The sequence below is a fragment of the Sphingobacterium faecale genome, assembly GCF_016746095.1.
GTDB classification, from domain to species: domain Bacteria; phylum Bacteroidota; class Bacteroidia; order Sphingobacteriales; family Sphingobacteriaceae; genus Sphingobacterium; species Sphingobacterium faecale.
The window spans coordinates 213601-233773 of the sequence record NZ_JAERTY010000004.1; the positions used below are offsets into that span (position 1 = coordinate 213601).

Genomic DNA, 20173 nt, shown 5'->3' on the forward strand with positions numbered 1-20173 from the left:
ATAATTAATAATAAATAAAATGCAAGCGTAATTTTTTTTTGTAAATATTTCTTGTGAATTTTAATCCCTAGCGCGCACACATTGTGTGGTCTATCCCTGTCACCGACCACAACAGAAAATAGCTGATTATGTACGCGATAGACGGCTTGTGTTGGAGCTTACTCAAGATGGATTGTCACAGCGCTCGGGTGTACCGTTGGCTACATTACGTAAATTCGAACAGAAAGGAATAATATCACTCGAATCGTTACTGAAACTACTTTTAGTCGTTGGTGGCCCAGAGGATATTATAGTGGCGCTAGAGCCTGACAAGCCCATCTTTACATCGATTGACGATGTTCTGAAGGAAGGCAATACAGCTTATCGCAAAACAGGACGGAGGAAATAATGAAAACAGTAAGAGAAATTAAAGTTAGCTTATGCTTCGACAGGAATATACAGCCTATTGGACGCCTAGCTATGCGCGATCAGATTGTATATTTTGAATACGACAATACATTTATACAACATGGATTAGAAATTTCTCCCTTTCGCCTACCTTTGCGGGGCGGAGTACTTAACCTACCTACTCGACCATTCTAAGGATTAGCTGGCGTATTTAGTGATAGCTTACCCGATGGATGGATGGGGAAGGCTCCTTTTTGATAGATTGGCTAGATCCCAAGGTATACTTCTAAATGAAGCGAATCCTTTTATGAATATCTAAATATAGCTCTTATATATCTATAAAGTATAACAGGATACAACTTCAAAGTAATAATTGAAAGGCTTTAAACTTGAAAAGCTCCTGTCGATGAGACTTAATCTATTTCCCGAAGCAAGACTACACATAGAAAAGTCGCTATAAACCGATGATAGTAAAGCTGAAAGCTGGAGCTTTATGGGTTATATTATCTTGATATATTAAGGACAAAGATGTACAGAGAAGCCGTCACTAAGCGAAAAAAGATTGGACATAATTCGCCCTATTAAGAAAATATTTTTGTCTCACTTTTTTTAAAACAACGCAACATACTAACAAACTGTCACTTACAACACGAAATAGGAGAAAAAAGGGATAACTCTTACATTGATGTAAAAGTGATTTACATGCAGGTAGAAGTGAGCTACATCCATGTAAACCCAAAATACATTGATGTAAAATAGAATTGCATGTATGTAAACGTGATTTACATGCAGGTAAAAGTGAACTACATTCATGTAAATGCAAAATGCATGCATGTAAAACAGAGTTGCATACATGTAAACGGGATTTACATGCAGGTAAAAGTGAACTACATACATGTAAACCCAAAATACATTGATGTAAACCAAAGCTGCATACATGTAAACGGGATTTACATGCAGGTAGAAGTGAACTGCATACATGTAAACCCAAAATACATTGATGTAAACCAGAGCTGCATACATGTAAACGTGATTTACATGCAGGTAGAAGTGAACTACATACATGTAAACCCAAAATACATTGATGTAAACCAGAGCTGCAGGCATGTAAACGTGATTTACAGGCAGGTAGAAGTGAACTACATTCATGTAAATGCAAAATACATGCATGTAAACCAGAATTGCATGCATGTAAACGTGATTTGCAGGCATGCGGAAGCAAAGTGCATTCATGTAAACGGGATTGGCACCATCCCGCTAAGTGTGTAAGTTCCGCAACGATAAGCCCAGAACTTGTAGCATTTCTTCTTGACAGAGTCTTCAGCCTTGATCTAGTGAGCTTTCTAGATGCCTAATTTTTTGTTTTGAAATACGATTTTGACGCAGGTATAAGTGTCTCGAATCATAATCAGATTTTTAAAGCCGTTATACTTAGTTCAATTCATAACTGATTAAGATAATGATAAAAAAGCCTATTTATCAAACAGATTTCCTTTCAGGTGCTATACCAAGCTCTTTCAGAACTTCTAAGCTATTAAAGGATATATTATTTTTTATTCAATAGGCTTAGCACACAAACATCTTACTTCGCCATAGATCGAAATGGCGACTTAGTTGTGCCAAATGAATCTGTAGGCAGTAGGATTCTTGTGCTGTTCCCTATTGGTGCAGGTCAATTATCTACTACGAATACATATAGACGAGTAAACTGATCTTCCTTGTAATCAATACAAACAACTCGCATTTTCTAAACAAACTATGTTATATTTGACCAAAATTCCTTAAGATGGATACTGAAAGGAATTAAGGAGGAAGAAACGTTAGCAAGCCAACAACCAGCTATGAATCAGAAACTTAAAGAAATACAAAAGCAAATCAGGAAGGTACATAAGTTTGCTTTTACCCCCAAATATAAATTTGAATTTGCTACTCAACTTTCTAAAGGTGCTTTTTTTGCAATTACTAATCAAACTTTTGAAAGGTTAGAATGGGATGTAATCTTTATTGATGAATACTCGATTGAGGCTAAACGAAAAGTTAAAAGTTTAGGAATAGCTCAATATACAGAATCCATAACTGCAACTTATAATTACGGAACTGTAACCGTGAAAAGTGAATCATTAGGGAACGAATTTTGGGATAATGGACGAAATTCAAAACGAGTTCAGCTTTTTATACACGTATTTCAAGATATTGAAAAGAAATACGATCGCGAAGAACTAAAGAAACTTGAAAAAGAACAAGAATCGAAAGAAAATTGGGATGACTATCAAATCCCGACTGGATTACCAGCACCAAAACCTATACGAAAATCGAACATTGTCTTTCCTATCCTCACGGCATCTGTAGCTTCTATATTATTGGCATTTGTTATAGCTAAAATTGCATTAACGGGGAACTACGTAATGATTTTGTTTGAATATTTTGTCGGTATTGCTTTAGCTTTTTCTATAAAAACAGGAATCAAATTAGGAAATTTTACGGATTTCAATAAATTAAAAAACATTTTGATAGCTTCTATATGTGTAGTTTTCATTGGAGATCAGATTTTTCAATATAATATTTCCTTAACTGAAAATAATTTGGAGAGAATCGGCTTTTTTGAATTTCTTAAACTCAGACTCGAAAAAGGGCTAATCATAAAAAACATAAATGTTGGGAGTATAGGTTTAATTGTCAGCTGGATAATACAGTTAGGATTTTCATTTGCTTTTGGATACGTCTCTTTAACCAGATTTTTAATTTCATACGTTATAAAAAGAATTCCGACAGAGGTTATTGATTTTGCATTTTTTCATTTCTTAAAAGATAAAGATGAACATCAAGTCAGATCTGAATTATCATCGTTGGGTTGGTCGGATAAACAGCATCAAAATGAAGTTTTTGAGGCTATAAGTGGGATGATAGGAAATAATGAATTGAATAGGACTACTTAAAAAAACACGCTAAACATACATTAGTAATAGACCATCTGAGTAAAAGTGGATTGTCCATATACTGTCTTTTTGCAAAGAAGTTATAAACCAATTTGTAGATGGATAATAGTAACAAAGCGAATGGCCATAACGTTGTTCCATCAATTGCTCTGTTTGCCAGACGACTATTTTTTTCTGTAACTGTATGAGACAACTCTTTTTGTTTTCAAGCTGCGAGTATGTGTCCGTAACGAATACCTGAACTTCCGTGGGTAGATGCGTATCTTCTCTATCATCATTCTTTATTCATTCTGACAATACGGGGATAAAATTTGCCTTGGATATCAATTTTGATTTTTTCTCACCATCTCTTAAAAATATTTTTGATATTCATTCCAACATTTGCATCAGGATATAGGACAATTGAATATATATGTCCGTATCTTTGACGAGATAAAAAGAAAACAAGACGATAATCCGACTATAGGTCTGCTGCTCTGTACGGAAATAGACCGCACTGTCCTTAAATAACGATATACCGAACGAAAGCAAGCAATTATTTGCCAGTAAGTATCTCCCCTACCTCTCCTCTGAGGAAGAACTGGAAGTAGAAATCGAAAGGAAGGAAAATATATTGCGCGAACGGGGTGTAATATACACTTTCAGTGATGAATTGCATCGGGTAGCCCTCATTCTCTCTTTTAGATAAAACTATATCAGGATCATAAATTGATATACATAATTTTTAATAAAAAATATAAAAAAACAATTAAAATAACTTATTTTCGTTAAAAAAAAGAAATGAAAAAAAAAAAAAAATAACCACATTCCTAGTATTATGTTCCCTAAGCACTGCAGCTATAGCTCAGATAAATTATGGTGTTAAAGGAGGAGTAAATCTGGGTAAATCCAGTTATTCTGAAGCTAATTTTAAAGACTATCAGACAAATAACGTATCTTTTTACATTACAGGATATAGCGAGTTTGGTATAGCAAAAAATACATTTATACAACCTGGGATATCCTTGCAAGGTAAAGGTGATAAATACAAGTTTGATAAAAATAATTTGGATGGCAGTGTCACTTGGAGCACTATGTCCATAGAAATCCCTGTCAATGCAGTTTATTATATTCCTACTGGTGTATCGGGATCTTTTTTTCTGGGAGCAGGTCCTTATATAGGCTTTAATGTCAGTGGAAAACAAAAAGCTACAGGTAATATTGACAATTGGGTGAGCAATGGTAGTAAAAACCTAAAATTCACTGGTAGTGAAAGAGATATGAACCTTATAGATGCAGGTTTGAATTTTATGGGTGGCTATAAGTTGAACAATGGGTTATTAGTCAATGTAGGTTACGGTTTAGGTTTAAGTAATCTATCACCGAGTAATGACTCCGATAGAAAATTATCAAATAGAACATTTTCTTTCGGGATCGGGTATCAACTTTAAGAATACCCGATATAGTTCTGGGATCAGCATGCAATTCGTAGCTTTAAAATTGAAAGAAGCTGGTGCTGCTCGTGTCTTTGATATAAGTAATATCTTAGACTCATCACTATTGATCTCTTTTGGAAAGACATTAGTCTGTGCACCGACTAATGTCTTTCCAATCAAATTGGGGGTTGATCTACCTATTCTTTGAATCAGGTCTTGATATTTACCAGGGATAGTACTGTCATCGCATACGAACCAACCTTTTAAAAATTGGCTATTTCTAAAGTCATTATAGGTTAATATTACTTATTTGTCATTACTTTGTAGGTTGGGTCTTCGATAATATTCACTTCAATAACTGCTTCTGCATTTCTCAATAATTGTCGACAGTCGTGGCTTAAATAACGTAAATGTAGTGTTTTACCTTCTTGGTGATATTTATAGGTAATTTTATTTAAGGCTTCAATAGCTGACATATCAACTACTTTACTTTCCCTAAAATCTATTATAACTTCTTTTGGGTCGTTTACTACATCAAATTTTTCCATAAATGCCGTAGTAGAACCGAAGAATAGCGGACCAAAAATTTCGTAGTGTTTTATCCCATCCTTATCTACATATTTTCTTGCACGTATACGCTTAGCACTTTCCCAGGCAAATACAAGTGCCGAAATAATCACACCTACCAGAACCGCTAAGGCTAAGTTGTGCAATATTACGGTTATAGCCGCTACTAAAACACCAATAAATACATCGTGTCGAGGCATTTTATTAATAATCCGAAAGCTAACCCATTCAAACGTTCCAATGGCAACCATCATCATCACACCAACTAAGGCCGCCATCGGAATCTGCTCTATAATAGGACCTCCTACCAAAATAATTAACAAGATTGTGAAGGCTCCAATAATAGCGGATAGCCTTGCTCTTGCTCCAGCATTCATATTTACCAAAGTTTGGGCAACCATTGCACATCCGCCCATACCGCCAAAAAAGCCATTGGTAATATTTGCAATACCTTGTGCAGCGGCTTCCCTGTTTGACTCACCTCTCGTGTTAGTTATTTCGTCTACCATATTTAGGGTTAGCAGGCTTTCGATTAAGCCAACACCCGCCATAACTAAGGCATAAGGAAAAATAATTATCAGCGTTTCTAAACTAAAAGGAATTTGAGGAATGTGGAACGAAGGAAATGTACCGCTGACAGATGCTATGTCTATTATTTTTTTGGTATCTATATTAAAAAAATAAACCAGACCAAATACAATCAGTATGGCCACCAAAGAAGCAGGAATGGCTTTGGTAAGCTTGGGAAGTAAAAAAACAATAGAAATTGTGAGGAGGGTTAGTCCAAGCATAATGTATAATGACGAACCAGTCATCCAGCTTTCAACACCGTTTTCAAAAACTCTGAACTGTGCTACCTGAGCCATAAAAATGATTACGGCAAGGCCGTTTAAAAAACCATACATTACTGGTTGCGGTATCAACCTGACGAATTTACCCAGTTTAAGAATGCCGACCAGCAATTGTAAAATACCGGCCAATACTACCGTCGCAAAAAGATACTCCACACCATGCGATGCCGCAAGGGCGATCAATACAACTACGGTCGCCCCAGCTCCACCGGAAACCATACCGGGTCTTCCGCCCAAAATCGCAGTAACCAAACCCATTAAAAATGCAGCATACAACCCCATTAATGGTGAAAGCCCCGCAAGGATAGCAAAAGATAACGATTCGGGGATCATTGTCATTGCGACAGTTAATCCCCCTAAAATTTCGTTTTTGTAATTAATTTTCTGCTTGAAATCAAACAAATTGATAATTTTCTGCATAAACATTATGTTTTCAGGACGTAAATAGAAAAACATGTATACGAAAGCAAAACCTTCGGGTACGATAGAGAAGCCAATAAATTAAAATTGGAAAATATAACAATTAGCCTAAGATCAAGGCGGCGTAACTTGGGATGATATGTGTACAGTTCTTTTCATTAAGTACCGTAAAAATACAATTTATAGTTATTTTACACAAAAAAGCCCGAAATAAAACTAAAAAAAATGTTTTATAACACAAAATATTTGGGGTATTGAGGAATTAACTCAATTTGTAAAGAAAGTTCTCAGCAGCTCATGTTAACGATGGGATTTGCTACCTCTGCTTAAAGATGTTGAATCCTTCTTTGGCTGAAATGTAAAAGTGGAGATAAGGCGATGTTTTCAAAGAAGGGAAGTTGGAAAAAAATTGAACTGTCGCAGATTTTGCGACAGTTCAGAATGAGGACACAGTCTACCAAACTAAACGGCCTTATATCTTGCATGAACAATAACATTTTATGGATTACCGATCCACTAGACACTTGACCTCATCACCGTATGCATCTATTGTGGTCCCTGGTGATCTTAACAAATAAAACCACTTTACGAATGCACCTGTAAAGACAATGGCCATTAATGACATAGCAATGGTAGCTAAACCCGCCAAAAGATACTGTTCTTTGGGAAGATACATATGAATCACTTGGATGTAACCAGCCCAAAATGTGACAATCACCATGAATATGCCTGGAACCGCCGCACAGAGAGCATAAAATTTCCTATTCATGCGGATAAGCATGGTAGTGCATACGATCAATCCGCATGCGGCTAAAAGTTGATTAGAAATGCCAAATAAAGGCCAGATACTACTTACATTGCCAGTATACACTAGATATCCCCAAGAGAAAGTAAACGCAGCACTGCATAAAATAACACCCGGCCACCAATTTTTATTCTTAAATTGAGGTAATACTGCCCCTAACATTTCCTGCAAAAAGAAACGTCCTACCCGTGTACCAGCGTCAATGGCAGTCAGTATAAATACGGCTTCAAACATAATAGCAAAATTATACCAGTAGGCCAATACATCATTCATAAATGGTACTTTATCAAATATATGTGCCATCCCAACTGCAAGTGAAACTGCTCCACCGGTACGTCCATGTAGATCCAAGCCTATTTTGTCTATAAAATACGGCAGATCTACGGTATGAAGCTCTGGGTATTCTGCCAGGAAATCTTGATAGTAAGCTGTGGGGGTATTGATGGCAAAATAATCTCCTGGCATCAAGGTACAGGCCGCAATCAAAGCCATAAGTGCTACAAATCCCTCTACAAGCATGGCACCATAACCGACAAATAGAATTTCTCGTTCGTTGCCGATCATTTTAGGTGTTGTACCTGTGGCAATGATGGCATGAAAACCTGAAATGGCACCACAAGCAATAACGATAAATATAAATGGTAGTACAGGTCCGCCTATAACTGGACCGCCCCCATCTACAAAATCGGTCAAAGCTGGCATCTGAATAGTAGGAGCTACAAAAATGATCCCAATGGCCAGCATAAGGATGGTACCAATCTTAAGGTATGTTGAAAGATAGTCTCTCGGGACGAGTAATAACCAGACTGGGAGAACGGATGCCAAAAAGCCGTAGAACGCTATGGCAATGGAAATCGTACCACTACTCCAATTAAAAAGATTGGCAACACCAGGTATGGACATAAGGTGCTGTCCAGAAATAATACCAATTATAAGTAATGCTCCTCCTAGAAAACTCGCAAAAGTTACTGCACCTTGTTTATAACGCATTATCAAGCCCATAATAATGGCTATTGGCATCGTTAAAATTATAGTAAACAAAGACCAAGGTGCCTCATGCATTGCCGAGATACAGGCTAATGATAATCCTGCCAAGGTCAAAACCAAAATAAAAAGTACTGCGATCCCTGCAATAGCTCCTATAGGTTTTGAGACCTCTTTAGAGGCAATAGTTGCTAAGCTTTCACCTTTATGCCTTACCGAAGCAAAAAGTACAACCATATCGTGTACGCCGCCGCCTAAAACACAACCGATCAATATCCATAAAGTGCCCGGCAAATATCCAAACTGAGCTGCTAAAACAGGTCCAACTAGTGGACCTGCGGCAGCAATAGCTGCAAAGTGATGACCAAATAGCACTCTCTTATCTGTCTTTATATAATCCTGACCATCGGCAAATTCGACAGCCGGTGTCACATTCTTTGCATTTAGCCTTAGTATCTTATTGGCAATAAAAACAGCGTAAAACCGATAAGCAATGGCAAAAATCAGAAGCGCAGAAAATATTAATGTCAGTGCATTTATTCCATTTAAGTCAATCATTATAATTACTTTTGATTGTTCTTATTGCATTTCTAGGCATAACATCGGATTTCGAATACTCGAGCATTTTCGTCTTGATGTGCCTTCTGCGCTACCAAGCGAACTCTATCGACATTCAGCCCTTCAAAACTATGGACTACTTTCCTAAGAATATTATTCGTAATCTCTTCTTTTTTCACCAACGAGTTTCCGTTATAAAGTTCTACGACATATTCTTTCAACATCTCAGGTTGAGCCCCTCTTTTTTGATTTCGCATCGTTCCATACTCTCCAGAAAGACGTAGGTGCCTGTTCAATCCAGAATCAAAAGTAATCTCAACATCTCTGATCTTTTGTAATTTGCCCCAGCTCAACTCAATATATTGTTCGCTATTAGCTATATTGGCTCTCCACTGATGACTATCTCCATCCTGTACATCCCGATTATATCCATCTATTACTTTTTGGGCTTCATATCCTTGTATAAAGGCAGATGCAGAAACTTTTGCTTGTCTCGCCAAATCTAAAGGGTCTTCATTCTTAATATTTAGAATAGCTTGATCCTGTCGCAATAATAGCTGTTGATAGGCTTTAAGCTTGGATTTATTACTTGCTAGCTGCCGTGGTGTCAAGCCATCTTTGACGCATAATGCTACTGCCGTACCGATAGCTTGTCCCATAGTTGCGCAAGTGGCCATAACACGCGTTGTAGATAAAGCCACGTGTGTCACGGATATATTTCGACCGGCCATTACTAGATTTTCATACGTTTTACTATAAAGACTTCTTAATGGTATAGAATAGGGACCCTTGAGCGCAATCGCCCTGAATGGACTAAGTGAAGTATCATCCATGCCTGCCGGAAGATGATCATCTAACGGCCAACCGCCATAAGCTACTCTGTCTTCAAAATTTTCTAACTTGAGAATATCATTTTGTGTCATAATGTAATCTCCTGTAATCCTACGGCTTTCTCTCTTTCCGGGGATGGACCCAAACCATGACAGAGCCCAATTCGCAGATTCTGGATGGTTTCCTGAATTTTTAATATAGTCCCAAACGCCGAAGACAACGGCCATCAGATCATGTCTTATTTTTTGACCATCATGTACAATATTTTCTAATCCCCCTAATTCTATCCACCAATAACCGTATTCCCAAGAATGAATTTTTCGGTGTTTGAAATCAGAAAACTTATATTTTCTAGCCCAACTTGGTGCAGTGAAAGGCATCGGTTTATCATGCTCTTGTGATTGAAACAGCAAACTATTGCCCATCGTAATATCATCTCTAGTTTCAAGTCCCAAAGGTTCATTGAACTCTGATTTGGCTTCTCGACCCCTCATAAACTCAGCACCAGCAACTGCTGCCAAAGTACCATCGCCTGTACAATCTGCAAAATACTTAGCTTTCACATGATATATTTCTTCTGTTTGAGAACAATAAGCTTGTATTTCGGTTATTTTGCTCCCCTTTGTAGTGGCATTATATAACATCGTATCAAAAAGCAAAGTGATATTGGGGTTTGACACGATCTTATCATACATTACGTAGTCAAACATTTCCCAACATCTTTGTGGATTGGTATAAGACTCGGTAAGCATCACTTCCTCAAGTAATCCTGTCTCGCGCCACACTTGTCCAAGTTGGGTTGCTCCACAAATATGCATACGGATTTCGGAACTCGCATTGCCTCCTAACCGAGACCTATTCTGTATAAACACGACTTTCAATCCATTCCTAGCGGCTGCCAAAGCATTACAATAACCAGCCATCCCCCCTCCTACTACAACATAGTCCGTCTCCATTTTTCTGATAGCAAAAACTGATTCTGGCCCTTTTAATTGAATTTCTTCAATATCCTTTTTCGACAAAGTTTTAGCAATAACTGGATCGGCCAATAGTGCTCCGGATCCAATACCGATCACCTTTAAAAAGTCTCTTCTGTTATTTTTCATATTTTTAAGATTTGATTATTAACTGTTATTAACTTATACGCCATTACATTCGCCTACTATATACACTATCTCCCACCTTAGGGTAAATGATATTTCTCATGCATGGAAGGTTTTAATGACTTCGTAAAATCATTATTTGGATACTTCATTATTTAAAATTCTTTTAATTATTTCTTTCTGCTTTGGAGACGCTTTCGAACTGTCTTTATACTTTGTAATTAACTCTTTAGACTCACTATCAAGTGCGGTGATTGAATTCAATATCTCTGTGACGACGTGTCCTTTCAATTGTTCCAAGCGACTTAATATCGTATTGTACTCCTTTGGAGTATTAAATGTACTTGGCGCTAGTATATCAAGAGCATAATGAGGAATGAATTCATCCTCGGCAAAAAGCAAATTAATTACATCCTTCTTAAGATATTCTAAATCTTGAATGGTGATATTTTTTAAAAAATACTCTTGATATATGGGCACTTGGGAGGTGGCGAAATAATGCTGCCACTTTCTATTAGTGTATGCTTGGTTTGTGTAATCATTCAACTTAAGCTTTATCGGACCATTAACGATATGCCAAAGTGTGTACACCGTGTAAAGGGCACCAGGTACTGTTGCAGCAGAAAAAAGCTTGGAAGTAGGTCTCGTAACCGCGTCGACCTGAACGGAAAACTTTTCCTCATTCTTATCTAGTAAATCTTCTACAGCATAGTCTCGTAGTGGGGATAAACTATCCAATAGAATCTGATTCAACTTATCATAATCAGGTTCATCAAAATATTGATGATCAAACTTGGTAAAATTGAAACCTGACTCTCTACTGAAATGATGAAAATTTCCTAAGAGATCCCAAAACAAATTGACCTCAATAGGTAGACAAATTTGATCATTACATACATTGGTCTGCAGTTTTGCTGCGTAATATCTTCCCTTATCAGATACGTTATCTATAAGATAAATCGGAAAGCTAAGGGTATCATTGACAGTGAAAGAAAATAGGGGATCTTTTTCTTTCTTTAATGAATCCCAAGATTGAGAAAATAGCAGGAAACTATTTAAACTCAGCATCAAATAGACAAATCCTGTTTTAACCATAACCTATATTAAACTTCATATGACACAGATCTTCTGCATAATTACAATGAACTATTTAACTCAAGATAATTTTGACACGTTGCCCCCTTATTTAATAGTTTGGATTTTGCTGAAGCCCACTTGTTAAAACCTCAGTTGATGGAATCGGCCATAGATATTGTTTTTTGGCGTCAAATTTTCTTAATGCAATCTGCTTAACCAGCCCCTGTGTATAAAAAGGTTCTATATCAGCTACGCCATCGGAATCGATAGTCGGAGCTGCTGGGACGAACCACTTGCCCGTATTAACTACCTTTGTGACTAAATCCACCGGATCTAACAATCCGTAATTGGGCTTATTCAGTACTTTATCTGCTATTTTCCACCGAATTATATCCATATAACGTAGGCCTTCGAATGCAAATTCCATTCTTCTTTCGATGCGAAGTGTTTTTCGAAGTTCAGATTGAACTGTCGTGGTCACCCTTGGATAACCCGTAGACGATTGATCCACCTTATAGGCTCTCGCCCTCACCTGATTTATAGCATCCAGAACGGAATCATCAATTTCATTAAGTTCGATTTTTGCCTCTGCATAAATCAGTAATACATCTGCAAAACGAATTATAATATTATCAGGTTCGATTCGCCAAGAGTTCAACAACCAATCTGAATCAACGCCCTTTTTCCAAACTAACCCATTGAATGAAGCGTATGTCGCAACGGCTCTATTATCATTATTAGTCACATCCAAACCTGTTGACACTTTTTTCGTCTTTAGAGATAATGGATGTGGATCAAAAATATAATCTAGATGCGCGGTACCGAAAGGTACAATTGTTTCAGCACAGCGCGGGTCCCTATTGACAAATGGATCCTTTGGATCAAACAAAGGAGACTGATCTATAGGAAGTCCATCTGATCCTAAAAAAGAGAATAATAAATCCCAAGAAGGGTCAAACTGAGCCCAACCACCGGCATTTCTAGACACGTAGGATTGTCGACCACTTACCGTAACACCTAGGGCAATGGATCGTGGTAATAAGAATACAGATTCTGGGGATTGCTTCGTCCTAGATAAAAACAAATTTTCAAAATCACTATGCAATTTGTACAAACCTAAATCCATGCATGCTTTGGCAGCTGTCTTAGCCGTACTGTGATCGCCCATATAAAGGGCTATTCGGGCTTTCATAGCCATGGCCGCTCCTTTGGTTGCTCTTTTTAGTTCACTAGAACTAAAAGATTCTCTCAAATTACTAATGGCATAATCAAAATCTTCATAAATCTTAACTAACAATTCATCTGGACTGATTTGCTTTTTTTGTAGCGCTTCTTCTATGGTAAGTGTTTTGTCTGTATATACAACATTTCTAAAATGACTCAACAAATAAGAATACATACATGCACGAACAAATCTCGCTTCAGCTCTATACATGCTGAGCTGATTTTCAGTCATCTTGCCAACTGCTCTTTCCATACTCTCTAAAACTATATTTGCGCGAGCAATAGCCTTGTAAGTATCATTCCAATTTGTAATGACAAAATTAGTCTGCCCGTTTATTGTAGCATTTGTAATATCAGTCAAACCATCCCGATTGATCCAATCATCAGTCCATTCATCGGCGTCCTTCTTCCAGAGAGCTTCGCGATATAAATCATTTAATGACATAACAATTTCGTCAGCATCAGAATTCCATGTTTCGCTAGAACCTTGAGACAATGGATTTAAATCTAGTTTCTGACATGAAAACAGAAACATAGATAACCATAGATATAAAAATTTACTTTTCATGATCATTAAATTAAAATTTGACATTAATCCCAAATAGATACGAAGCTGTAATAGGATAAGTAAATGAAGTCATTTCGGGATCCCAGCCCTTCGGAAATTTATTGACAGTTAATATATCATTTGCAGTAAATGATAACCCTAATCCTTTTATAGCATATTTTGCGAGAAATACCTCTGGAATCTGATAAGAAAGATTAACCGACTTTAGGCGAAAGTACTTTCCATTGATCATCCAAAAATCGGACATTGCATAGTTATTCGATGAAGAGGTGTTGGAATAACGTGGGTATTTGGCATTCTGATTTTCTTCATCCGAATTGTATCTGCTCCAAGTATTCCCATCAAGTATCGAAAGAAAATTTCCCCAATTCTGTTGATAAGGCTGGATCATGTCTACTGTTTGGCGGGTCTTCTGTTTTCCGACTCCTTGCACAACAACATTTAACGCTAAACCACCATAACCTAAGCTTACCTGGCCACCATACAAATATTGTGGCAAAGAGCCTCCTAAAAAGACTCTATCATATTCGGGGGAAATTTTACCGTCTGGAACACCGTCTGGTCCTGAGATATCTTTGTATTTTATATCTCCGGGCTTAACGTTAGCATTTAAAACAGGTGAATTGGTAACCTCGTCCATAGTTTGAAATAATCCATCTGAAAGATAACCGTACCATTCATTGAACTCACTTCCCTCCTTTTTCACCTGATCCCCTAAAAATTCTGTTCCTCCCAAATCACCCATTACCGATTTAAAATTGGAAATATTAAAGGAAACTGCATATTTTAACTTTTTGACTTTATCCTTCCAGCCCAATGCTAATTCCCATCCTTTGGTATTCATTTTTCCGGTATTTTGATTGGGATTATTAAAACCAATATAGCTTGGTATCTGTAAAGCCAACAACATATCGCTCGTTATCTTTTTATACACATCGAATGTTGCATTAAACCGATTACTGAATCCCGTGAAATCTAAGCCTAGATCGTAAGACTCTGTTTTCTCCCACGTGATGTCTCGAATAGCATACTGCCATTGTGAGGCGGATTGAGCAGACACAGCGGTATTTCCGTTATAAAATAGTGCTCCGTTAGAAAATTCAATTAAGGATTGATAAGGATAGTTGCCAATACGTTCATTGCCCAATGTACCGTAGGAAGCACGAGCTTTTAAGAAATCCAGCCACGATATATCCTTCATGAAATTTTCTTCCGATATCGACCATCCGGCTGATACCGATGGAAACATCCCCCAACGGTATTCTTTAGCAAACCGAGATGATCCATCGTAACGGACATTAGCTTGAATAAAATACTTATTTGCAAAGTTGTACATCGCTCGTCCAAAATAAGAACGATAAGCATTTTCATACGCTGATCCTGAGTTATCGCGAAATTCTAATGGTCCTAAATCTAAATAAGGGTAACTACTAAGCAGGTATTGATCACGGGATGCTGATAAATCCTCATTGTAATAATAAAAAAACTCATACCCGCCAAGTAAATTTAAATTATGCTTACCAAACCCTTTCATGTAATTCGCCAGAAATTGCGTCGTATATTGATAACTCTCGACTCTGCTCTCCGTAAGCTTGGTGGTTTCGTAACCGTTTATATAACCAAGTCTTTGTTCGGGATTATTCCAAGCTGTATAAGGTATTTTTTTTCGAAAAGCCTTTGTGCGATCAAAGTTAAACATCGGCGCTATAACACCTGTTAAAGTTAAACCATCCAGCGGCTTAAGATCCATCCCTACTTTTCCACCAAACTGTGTATACTGATACTTCGTTTGACCACCTTCGGTCAGCATGCCATAAATATTCTCGCCGTCCTTACCCGCGGCCACTCGGCCATCATCCCACATTCCTGCATATATTGGAGCTGTTATACCCATTCTATACATTGGATCTATTGAAGGTCGATTGTCCGTTGTCCGTTTGAAACTCAAATCGACGACAGCTGAAAGATAATCCGTTACGTCTATATTATTATTAAGTCTTGAGGTAAGTCTTTCATAGTTCCTGTGCACATATAATGCATCTGTATCATCATAACCTAAGGAGAATCGTGTTCTTAGATTTTTACCTGATCCGGCCACAGACAACTGATGCGATTGGCGGCTTGCTCGCTTTTTTAATAGAATGCTTTGCCAGTCTGTAATTGGATAAAGATTCCGATTTTCTGAATTTAAGTTATTGTAATTTTCAACTAAATCCTTTGCGTAAATGGGATACTCATTTTGATTATTGTTATTGTCGTTCCAACGTAGCTCATTAACCAATTGAAGATATCTTTGTGCCCCTACATATTCAGGAAGTTGCGTTGGTGTTTCAAATCCAAGGTCAGTGTTATAGTCTAATGATAGGACTCCTTCTTTTCCTCTTTTTGATGTTATTAAAATCACTCCTGCAGCAGCTCGTGAACCATAAATTGAAGCTGAAGCAGCGTCTTTTAACACTGTTACATTTTCTACATCATTCGGATTGACCTGATCTAAACCACTTATAGGGACTCCATCTAAAATAATCAGTGGATTTAATCCACCGTCAGTTATCGTCGTAATACCACGCACTCTTATAGTAGCTGCGGCACCTGGAGCACTATTATTTCTTGTTGCCATTACCCCTGGAATTGCACCTTGTATAGCCTGAGATAATTGTGTCGTCTTTCTAGAAGCAATATCTTTTCCGTCCAAAGTCGAAATTGCACCTGTCAAATCTTTCTTTTGAATAGTACCATAACCGATGACAACAACCTCGTCAAGACTTGTATTATCCGGACGCAAGCGAACTAGAATACTGTTGGTCTGATTGACTTTGGGTGTAAAATTAACGACAGAATCAACCTGAAAGCCAATATGATGCGTGTAAATATTGTACACTCCATTCACGACTAAATTACTTAAATTAAAAACGCCTTCTTCATTTGAATGAAAGATTTCCTTTTTCTTGGTAGTCACATTTTGGACTTCGATTGTTACGCTAGAGATTGCCGCACCTTCTGTTGACATCACTTTTCCAGTAACACGAATGTTGTTCTGTGAATGAGCTTCTTGAAAAAGTGAGAATAGCCCATAAATTAGCATTGGGTAAATTACCTTACTTCTCATATCAGTAAAATTTGTTTATAATGATGGTTAGTTAAAAATTATTTTATTTTTATTATGTTGTCTTTAATGGTATATCTACATCCATTTATTTGACAGAATATCTCTAACAAATCCTCTAAATTATCATCTTGATATAATTTACCAGTAAAATTGCCCCTTTCAATTTCCGGATTCTCTACTGCAATATGTACATCAAATAAATGCTCCATAATACTGAAAAGATCAGCATTCGAAACGCCTTTAAATTCTACAAGCCGATTTGACCAAGCGATTGAGCTATTAGGTGGTAGAGTTTCAGCTCCTTTCCTAAACCTTGTTTGCTTGGTGGAAATATTATTGTCAAGAACTATTTTATGACTGAAATTTGCAATATTGATGAGCAACGTACCTGGTTCTTTTAAAAATACTTTGTTTGGATATTTTTCATTATAATCCTCTACGACTATCTTACCTTCCAATAACTTAACCATCAGATGATCTTCGTTATACGTCGATATTCTGAACATTGTACCAATAGCTCTAGTTTGAACCCCTTGGTTGACTACCCGAAATGGACTCTTTTCATTTGGAAAAACACTATAAGTAACGTCACCTTCTTTTTGAATTACTTCCCGATTTCTAGCAAAATCAGCACGATAAGATATGTGGGAGCCTGGATCGAGGTTGACTCGACTGCTATCCGGTAAGACATAGCATTGATTGATTCCCTTAGTATTTACAATATTTATCCAAACCTGGGGTGCAATCTCTTTACTTTTTTCGCTTTCTTTTAAAAAATAAAATGAAAAAGCAATAAATAATAATATTGAAGCCGCCGCCAATACTCTTTTAAAAACAACGAATTTATTGCGCTTAGGTTCAATCAATTTAAAGACTCTACTCTTTTCCTTTTGTGAAATAGAAATCAGTTCTGATTTTTGAAGGTTTTCAAAAATGTCAATTTGATCTAACTCATATTCATTCGCTTCTAGAAAGCGTGCTATAGACTCACACTCTCCATAAGGACATTGATTAGAGATGAATTTTTTTAACAAATCTTTTTTCACAGTTTATAATTTGAGTCACTTTACACTTATATACGTTTGATAAAGCATAACTACGTACTCGAAAAAAGATTTATTTTTCAGATATGAAGAAGAATGTAAATTAAGGCGAGAACTTTCCTTAATTGTTGAACGGATTTATAGATATGAGTTTCTACTGTTCTAACAGAAATATTCATTTTTTCAGCAATTTCCTTATGTGAGTATCCTTCAATATAAGCCAATTTGAATACTTCTCTTCTAACTGTGGATAATTGACTTATAGCGTGATTTAAAGAATCCCTCATATCCAATGAAAGGTCATTCACAGGGATGGTTTCATTTCGTTTCAAATTATCAATCAGCTGCCTTTCTTTTGCTTCCTTTCTCAACCAATCAATAAAAACCAACTTACCCTTCCTAAATAACTGAATTTCGATAGTTAAATCTGCTGTATAAGTATCACGATATTTCCAAAACTTAATAAAGGTTTGCTGACTTAAATCCTGAGCTACTTCATACGACTGTGTTTTTTTATAAAATCCTGAATAAATTCTATCATAGTATTTGTTAAATACTTCTTTAAAACTCTCTTCGTCAATTTCTAAATACATAATGATTCTTAGATTCAATAGTTAGTCTACAATATCTCTTGTCGGATTATTCATAATACTTTTTAACACCTAATGATTTTCAAGGTTGTAAAATTCAATTAGTTAATAAATATAGAAATACCTTTTAACAAAGCAAAGATTCTACAATCAATCGTATGGCAAATCAACGATATTAATATAACTTACCAAATTCCGCGATTTTTGATAATTTTTTTTGGGATTTTCAAACATATGTACAGCAAATCCTTCTCAAGTTTTTAAATAAGATCGTATTGGCTAGCGGGCAAACGAATTGCTGAAAGCGAAGACCGAGCAGAATACGCAGGTCTCTTCTAAGGAATCTCTCGACAGCTTTGATCAAAAGATCCAGAAAAAGCACGCCCTACTCAGATGAACAGGGCGTGCTTTATGGGGTTACATATAGACGTAGAGCCTATTTCACCCTATTTCCTCTTTGAAATACCATCTCGGGCAAGAATAAGGCTTTAACATCAGCCCTCGGATCTTGGTTCAGAATGAGAATATCTGCCCGTAGCCCCTTTGCCAGATATCCCCTATCCTTGAGTCCGGTCACCAATGCGGCATTATAAGTCAGACTTTCCAACACCTCTAAGGCTGACATCCCTACATCATGGTTATATATACGTGCTTCGTCATAGAGAGGCACCATGGCATCGTCTTCGGGGTAGATCCAATCTGTTCCACAAACAATCTTAACTCCTGCCTCATGTGCAAGTCTACTGACCTCAATCGCATAGTGCAGCTTGTTATTGGTAGCATGAAATATGGTTGGATCTAGGTATACGTTATTTTTCTTCATGAGCGCAAATAAAGGGTTCAACTTTGCAACATCTACTTTGAGACCTTTATAGACCTGATCCCACGCATAACTGAGCGTAAGACTATCAGCAGGGATCTGCTCGAAAATCACATCTGCGGCATGCGAAATGCTATTAACGGAGAGCCGAACCGCATCTGTGGGTTGAATCGGGAATACCGTAGCATGACTCCAGACCAACAAACCTTCCTTGGTCGCAGCTTTTACAATCTGTTGCATCAATCCATTCGGTAGGTCGGCATAGGTCTTGATAGCAGTCACTCCAGAGGACTTGGCTTCTTTCACAGCTTTGGCGATATCTGTGGTATCAGCAATAGCACGCTCCCAAGGCGATCGCCCCATTCTGATCTTACTCCCACTATTAAACATAGCAAAATAACTCGGACCTGCAAATTGTGCCGCATGAAAAATATCCGGGCCTCGCTTTACTCCTTCGGCGATTAGTTTTTTATACTGTTCGAGATAAGGGGCATTGCCAGCCATGTCCCGAACTGTCGTGATACCATGGTTGATCATCCCCTTCAAAATGACATCGGTGTAGGCGCGGGCCTTATCCAAATCTGACAGGTCCATGGTAGACAGGTGAATATGCGCATCAAACAGACCTGGAGCAAGGTATTTGCCTGTACAATCGATCTGTTCTATAGCGGCATCGGCTTTGATATCTGCCCTCGAAATTTTTTTAATGACCCCATCCTCTATAAGTATAGACCCCTGATAGGGTCTCACCTGGGCACGGCCGTCTAATATTGTTGCATTTTTCAGCAAAATAGCGCGTGCAGTCTGAGCGCTAACCAGTGATACTGTACCACAAGCTAACACTACGGCCAAAATCAACTGCCGCAAACTTGATTTAAAATTCAT

General features: G+C 37.3%; 16 protein-coding genes. 7 read left to right on the top strand and 9 right to left on the bottom strand.

What is annotated here, in order from left to right; translation table 11 throughout:
* Positions 1-85: 85 nt before the first annotated feature.
* The 7 genes from JKG61_RS08890 to JKG61_RS08920 all read left to right on the top strand — a co-directional run bounded on the left by JKG61_RS08890 (position 86) and on the right by JKG61_RS08920 (position 4946).
* Entirely contained in the window at positions 86-388 is a 303-nt protein-coding gene (locus JKG61_RS08890) for an XRE family transcriptional regulator (protein ID WP_202102618.1), read from the top strand.
* Positions 388-582 (top strand): hypothetical protein, encoded by a 195-nt coding sequence (locus tag JKG61_RS08895; RefSeq protein ID WP_202102619.1) that lies wholly within the window; start codon positions 388-390, stop codon positions 580-582. The genes JKG61_RS08890 and JKG61_RS08895 overlap by 1 nt, the downstream gene beginning before the upstream one ends.
* Positions 583-1152: 570 nt before the next feature.
* Positions 1153-1656 (top strand): hypothetical protein, encoded by a 504-nt coding sequence (locus JKG61_RS08900; protein ID WP_202102620.1) that lies wholly within the window; start codon positions 1153-1155, stop codon positions 1654-1656.
* Positions 1657-2228: 572 nt separating this feature from the next.
* Entirely contained in the window at positions 2229-3323 is a 1095-nt protein-coding gene (locus tag JKG61_RS08905; protein WP_202102621.1) for a hypothetical protein, read from the top strand.
* 381 nt (positions 3324-3704) lie between these two features.
* The gene (locus tag JKG61_RS08910; protein WP_202102622.1) at positions 3705-3833 is read left to right on the top strand and encodes a PDDEXK nuclease domain-containing protein; all 129 of its coding nucleotides are present in this window, start codon (positions 3705-3707) and stop codon (positions 3831-3833) included.
* 287 nt (positions 3834-4120) lie between these two features.
* Positions 4121-4753 (top strand): porin family protein, encoded by a 633-nt coding sequence (locus tag JKG61_RS08915; RefSeq protein ID WP_202102836.1) that lies wholly within the window; start codon positions 4121-4123, stop codon positions 4751-4753.
* Between the two features lie 28 nt (positions 4754-4781).
* Positions 4782-4946, top strand: a complete 165-nt coding sequence (locus tag JKG61_RS08920) for a hypothetical protein (RefSeq protein ID WP_202102623.1) — start codon at positions 4782-4784, stop codon at positions 4944-4946.
* Positions 4947-5040: 94 nt separating this feature from the next.
* Here JKG61_RS08920 and JKG61_RS08925 read toward each other — a convergent pair whose 3' ends face one another.
* The 9 genes from JKG61_RS08925 to JKG61_RS08965 all read right to left on the bottom strand — a co-directional run bounded on the left by JKG61_RS08925 (position 5041) and on the right by JKG61_RS08965 (position 20173).
* Positions 5041-6576: a SulP family inorganic anion transporter gene (locus JKG61_RS08925; protein WP_202102624.1), complete on the bottom strand. Its 1536-nt coding sequence runs from the start codon at positions 6574-6576 to the stop codon at positions 5041-5043.
* 505 nt (positions 6577-7081) lie between these two features.
* Positions 7082-8923, bottom strand: a complete 1842-nt coding sequence (locus tag JKG61_RS08930; protein WP_202102625.1) for a carbon starvation CstA family protein — start codon at positions 8921-8923, stop codon at positions 7082-7084.
* Positions 8924-8955: 32 nt separating this feature from the next.
* Positions 8956-10860, bottom strand: coding sequence for an FAD-dependent oxidoreductase (locus tag JKG61_RS08935; protein ID WP_202102626.1), 1905 nt, complete (start codon positions 10858-10860; stop codon positions 8956-8958).
* A 132-nt stretch (positions 10861-10992) separates the two neighbouring features.
* Positions 10993-11952 (bottom strand): hypothetical protein, encoded by a 960-nt coding sequence (locus tag JKG61_RS08940; protein WP_202102627.1) that lies wholly within the window; start codon positions 11950-11952, stop codon positions 10993-10995.
* Between the two features lie 91 nt (positions 11953-12043).
* Positions 12044-13726 carry a RagB/SusD family nutrient uptake outer membrane protein gene (locus tag JKG61_RS08945; protein WP_237249420.1) on the bottom strand — a complete coding sequence of 561 codons (1683 nt, stop codon included), beginning with the start codon at positions 13724-13726 and terminating at the stop codon, positions 12044-12046.
* 10 nt (positions 13727-13736) lie between these two features.
* Positions 13737-16835, bottom strand: a complete 3099-nt coding sequence (locus JKG61_RS08950) for a SusC/RagA family TonB-linked outer membrane protein (RefSeq protein ID WP_202102628.1) — start codon at positions 16833-16835, stop codon at positions 13737-13739.
* Positions 16836-16873: 38 nt separating this feature from the next.
* Complete coding sequence (locus JKG61_RS08955; RefSeq protein ID WP_202102629.1) at positions 16874-17881, bottom strand: FecR family protein; 1008 nt, start codon at positions 17879-17881, stop codon at positions 16874-16876.
* 77 nt (positions 17882-17958) lie between these two features.
* A complete protein-coding gene (locus JKG61_RS08960) occupies positions 17959-18471 on the bottom strand; it encodes an RNA polymerase sigma factor (RefSeq protein WP_202102630.1) in 513 nt (170 codons plus the stop codon).
* A gap of 433 nt (positions 18472-18904) precedes the next feature.
* Positions 18905-20173 carry an amidohydrolase family protein gene (locus JKG61_RS08965; RefSeq protein WP_202102631.1) on the bottom strand — a complete coding sequence of 423 codons (1269 nt, stop codon included), beginning with the start codon at positions 20171-20173 and terminating at the stop codon, positions 18905-18907.

Coding starts and splice junctions, on each gene's coding strand:
- JKG61_RS08895 (WP_202102619.1), top strand. CDS start 388: ATGAAAACAGTAAGAGAAATTAAAGTTAGCTTATGCTTCGACAGGAAT.
- JKG61_RS08900 (WP_202102620.1), top strand. CDS start 1,153: ATGTATGTAAACGTGATTTACATGCAGGTAAAAGTGAACTACATTCAT.
- JKG61_RS08905 (WP_202102621.1), top strand. CDS start 2,229: ATGAATCAGAAACTTAAAGAAATACAAAAGCAAATCAGGAAGGTACAT.
- JKG61_RS08920 (WP_202102623.1), top strand. CDS start 4,782: ATGCAATTCGTAGCTTTAAAATTGAAAGAAGCTGGTGCTGCTCGTGTC.
- JKG61_RS08925 (WP_202102624.1), bottom strand. CDS start 6,576: ATGCAGAAAATTATCAATTTGTTTGATTTCAAGCAGAAAATTAATTAC.
- JKG61_RS08930 (WP_202102625.1), bottom strand. CDS start 8,923: ATGATTGACTTAAATGGAATAAATGCACTGACATTAATATTTTCTGCG.
- JKG61_RS08935 (WP_202102626.1), bottom strand. CDS start 10,860: ATGAAAAATAACAGAAGAGACTTTTTAAAGGTGATCGGTATTGGATCC.
- JKG61_RS08940 (WP_202102627.1), bottom strand. CDS start 11,952: ATGGTTAAAACAGGATTTGTCTATTTGATGCTGAGTTTAAATAGTTTC.
- JKG61_RS08945 (WP_237249420.1), bottom strand. CDS start 13,726: ATGAAAAGTAAATTTTTATATCTATGGTTATCTATGTTTCTGTTTTCA.
- JKG61_RS08950 (WP_202102628.1), bottom strand. CDS start 16,835: ATGAGAAGTAAGGTAATTTACCCAATGCTAATTTATGGGCTATTCTCA.
- JKG61_RS08960 (WP_202102630.1), bottom strand. CDS start 18,471: ATGTATTTAGAAATTGACGAAGAGAGTTTTAAAGAAGTATTTAACAAA.
- JKG61_RS08965 (WP_202102631.1), bottom strand. CDS start 20,173: ATGAATTTTAAATCAAGTTTGCGGCAGTTGATTTTGGCCGTAGTGTTA.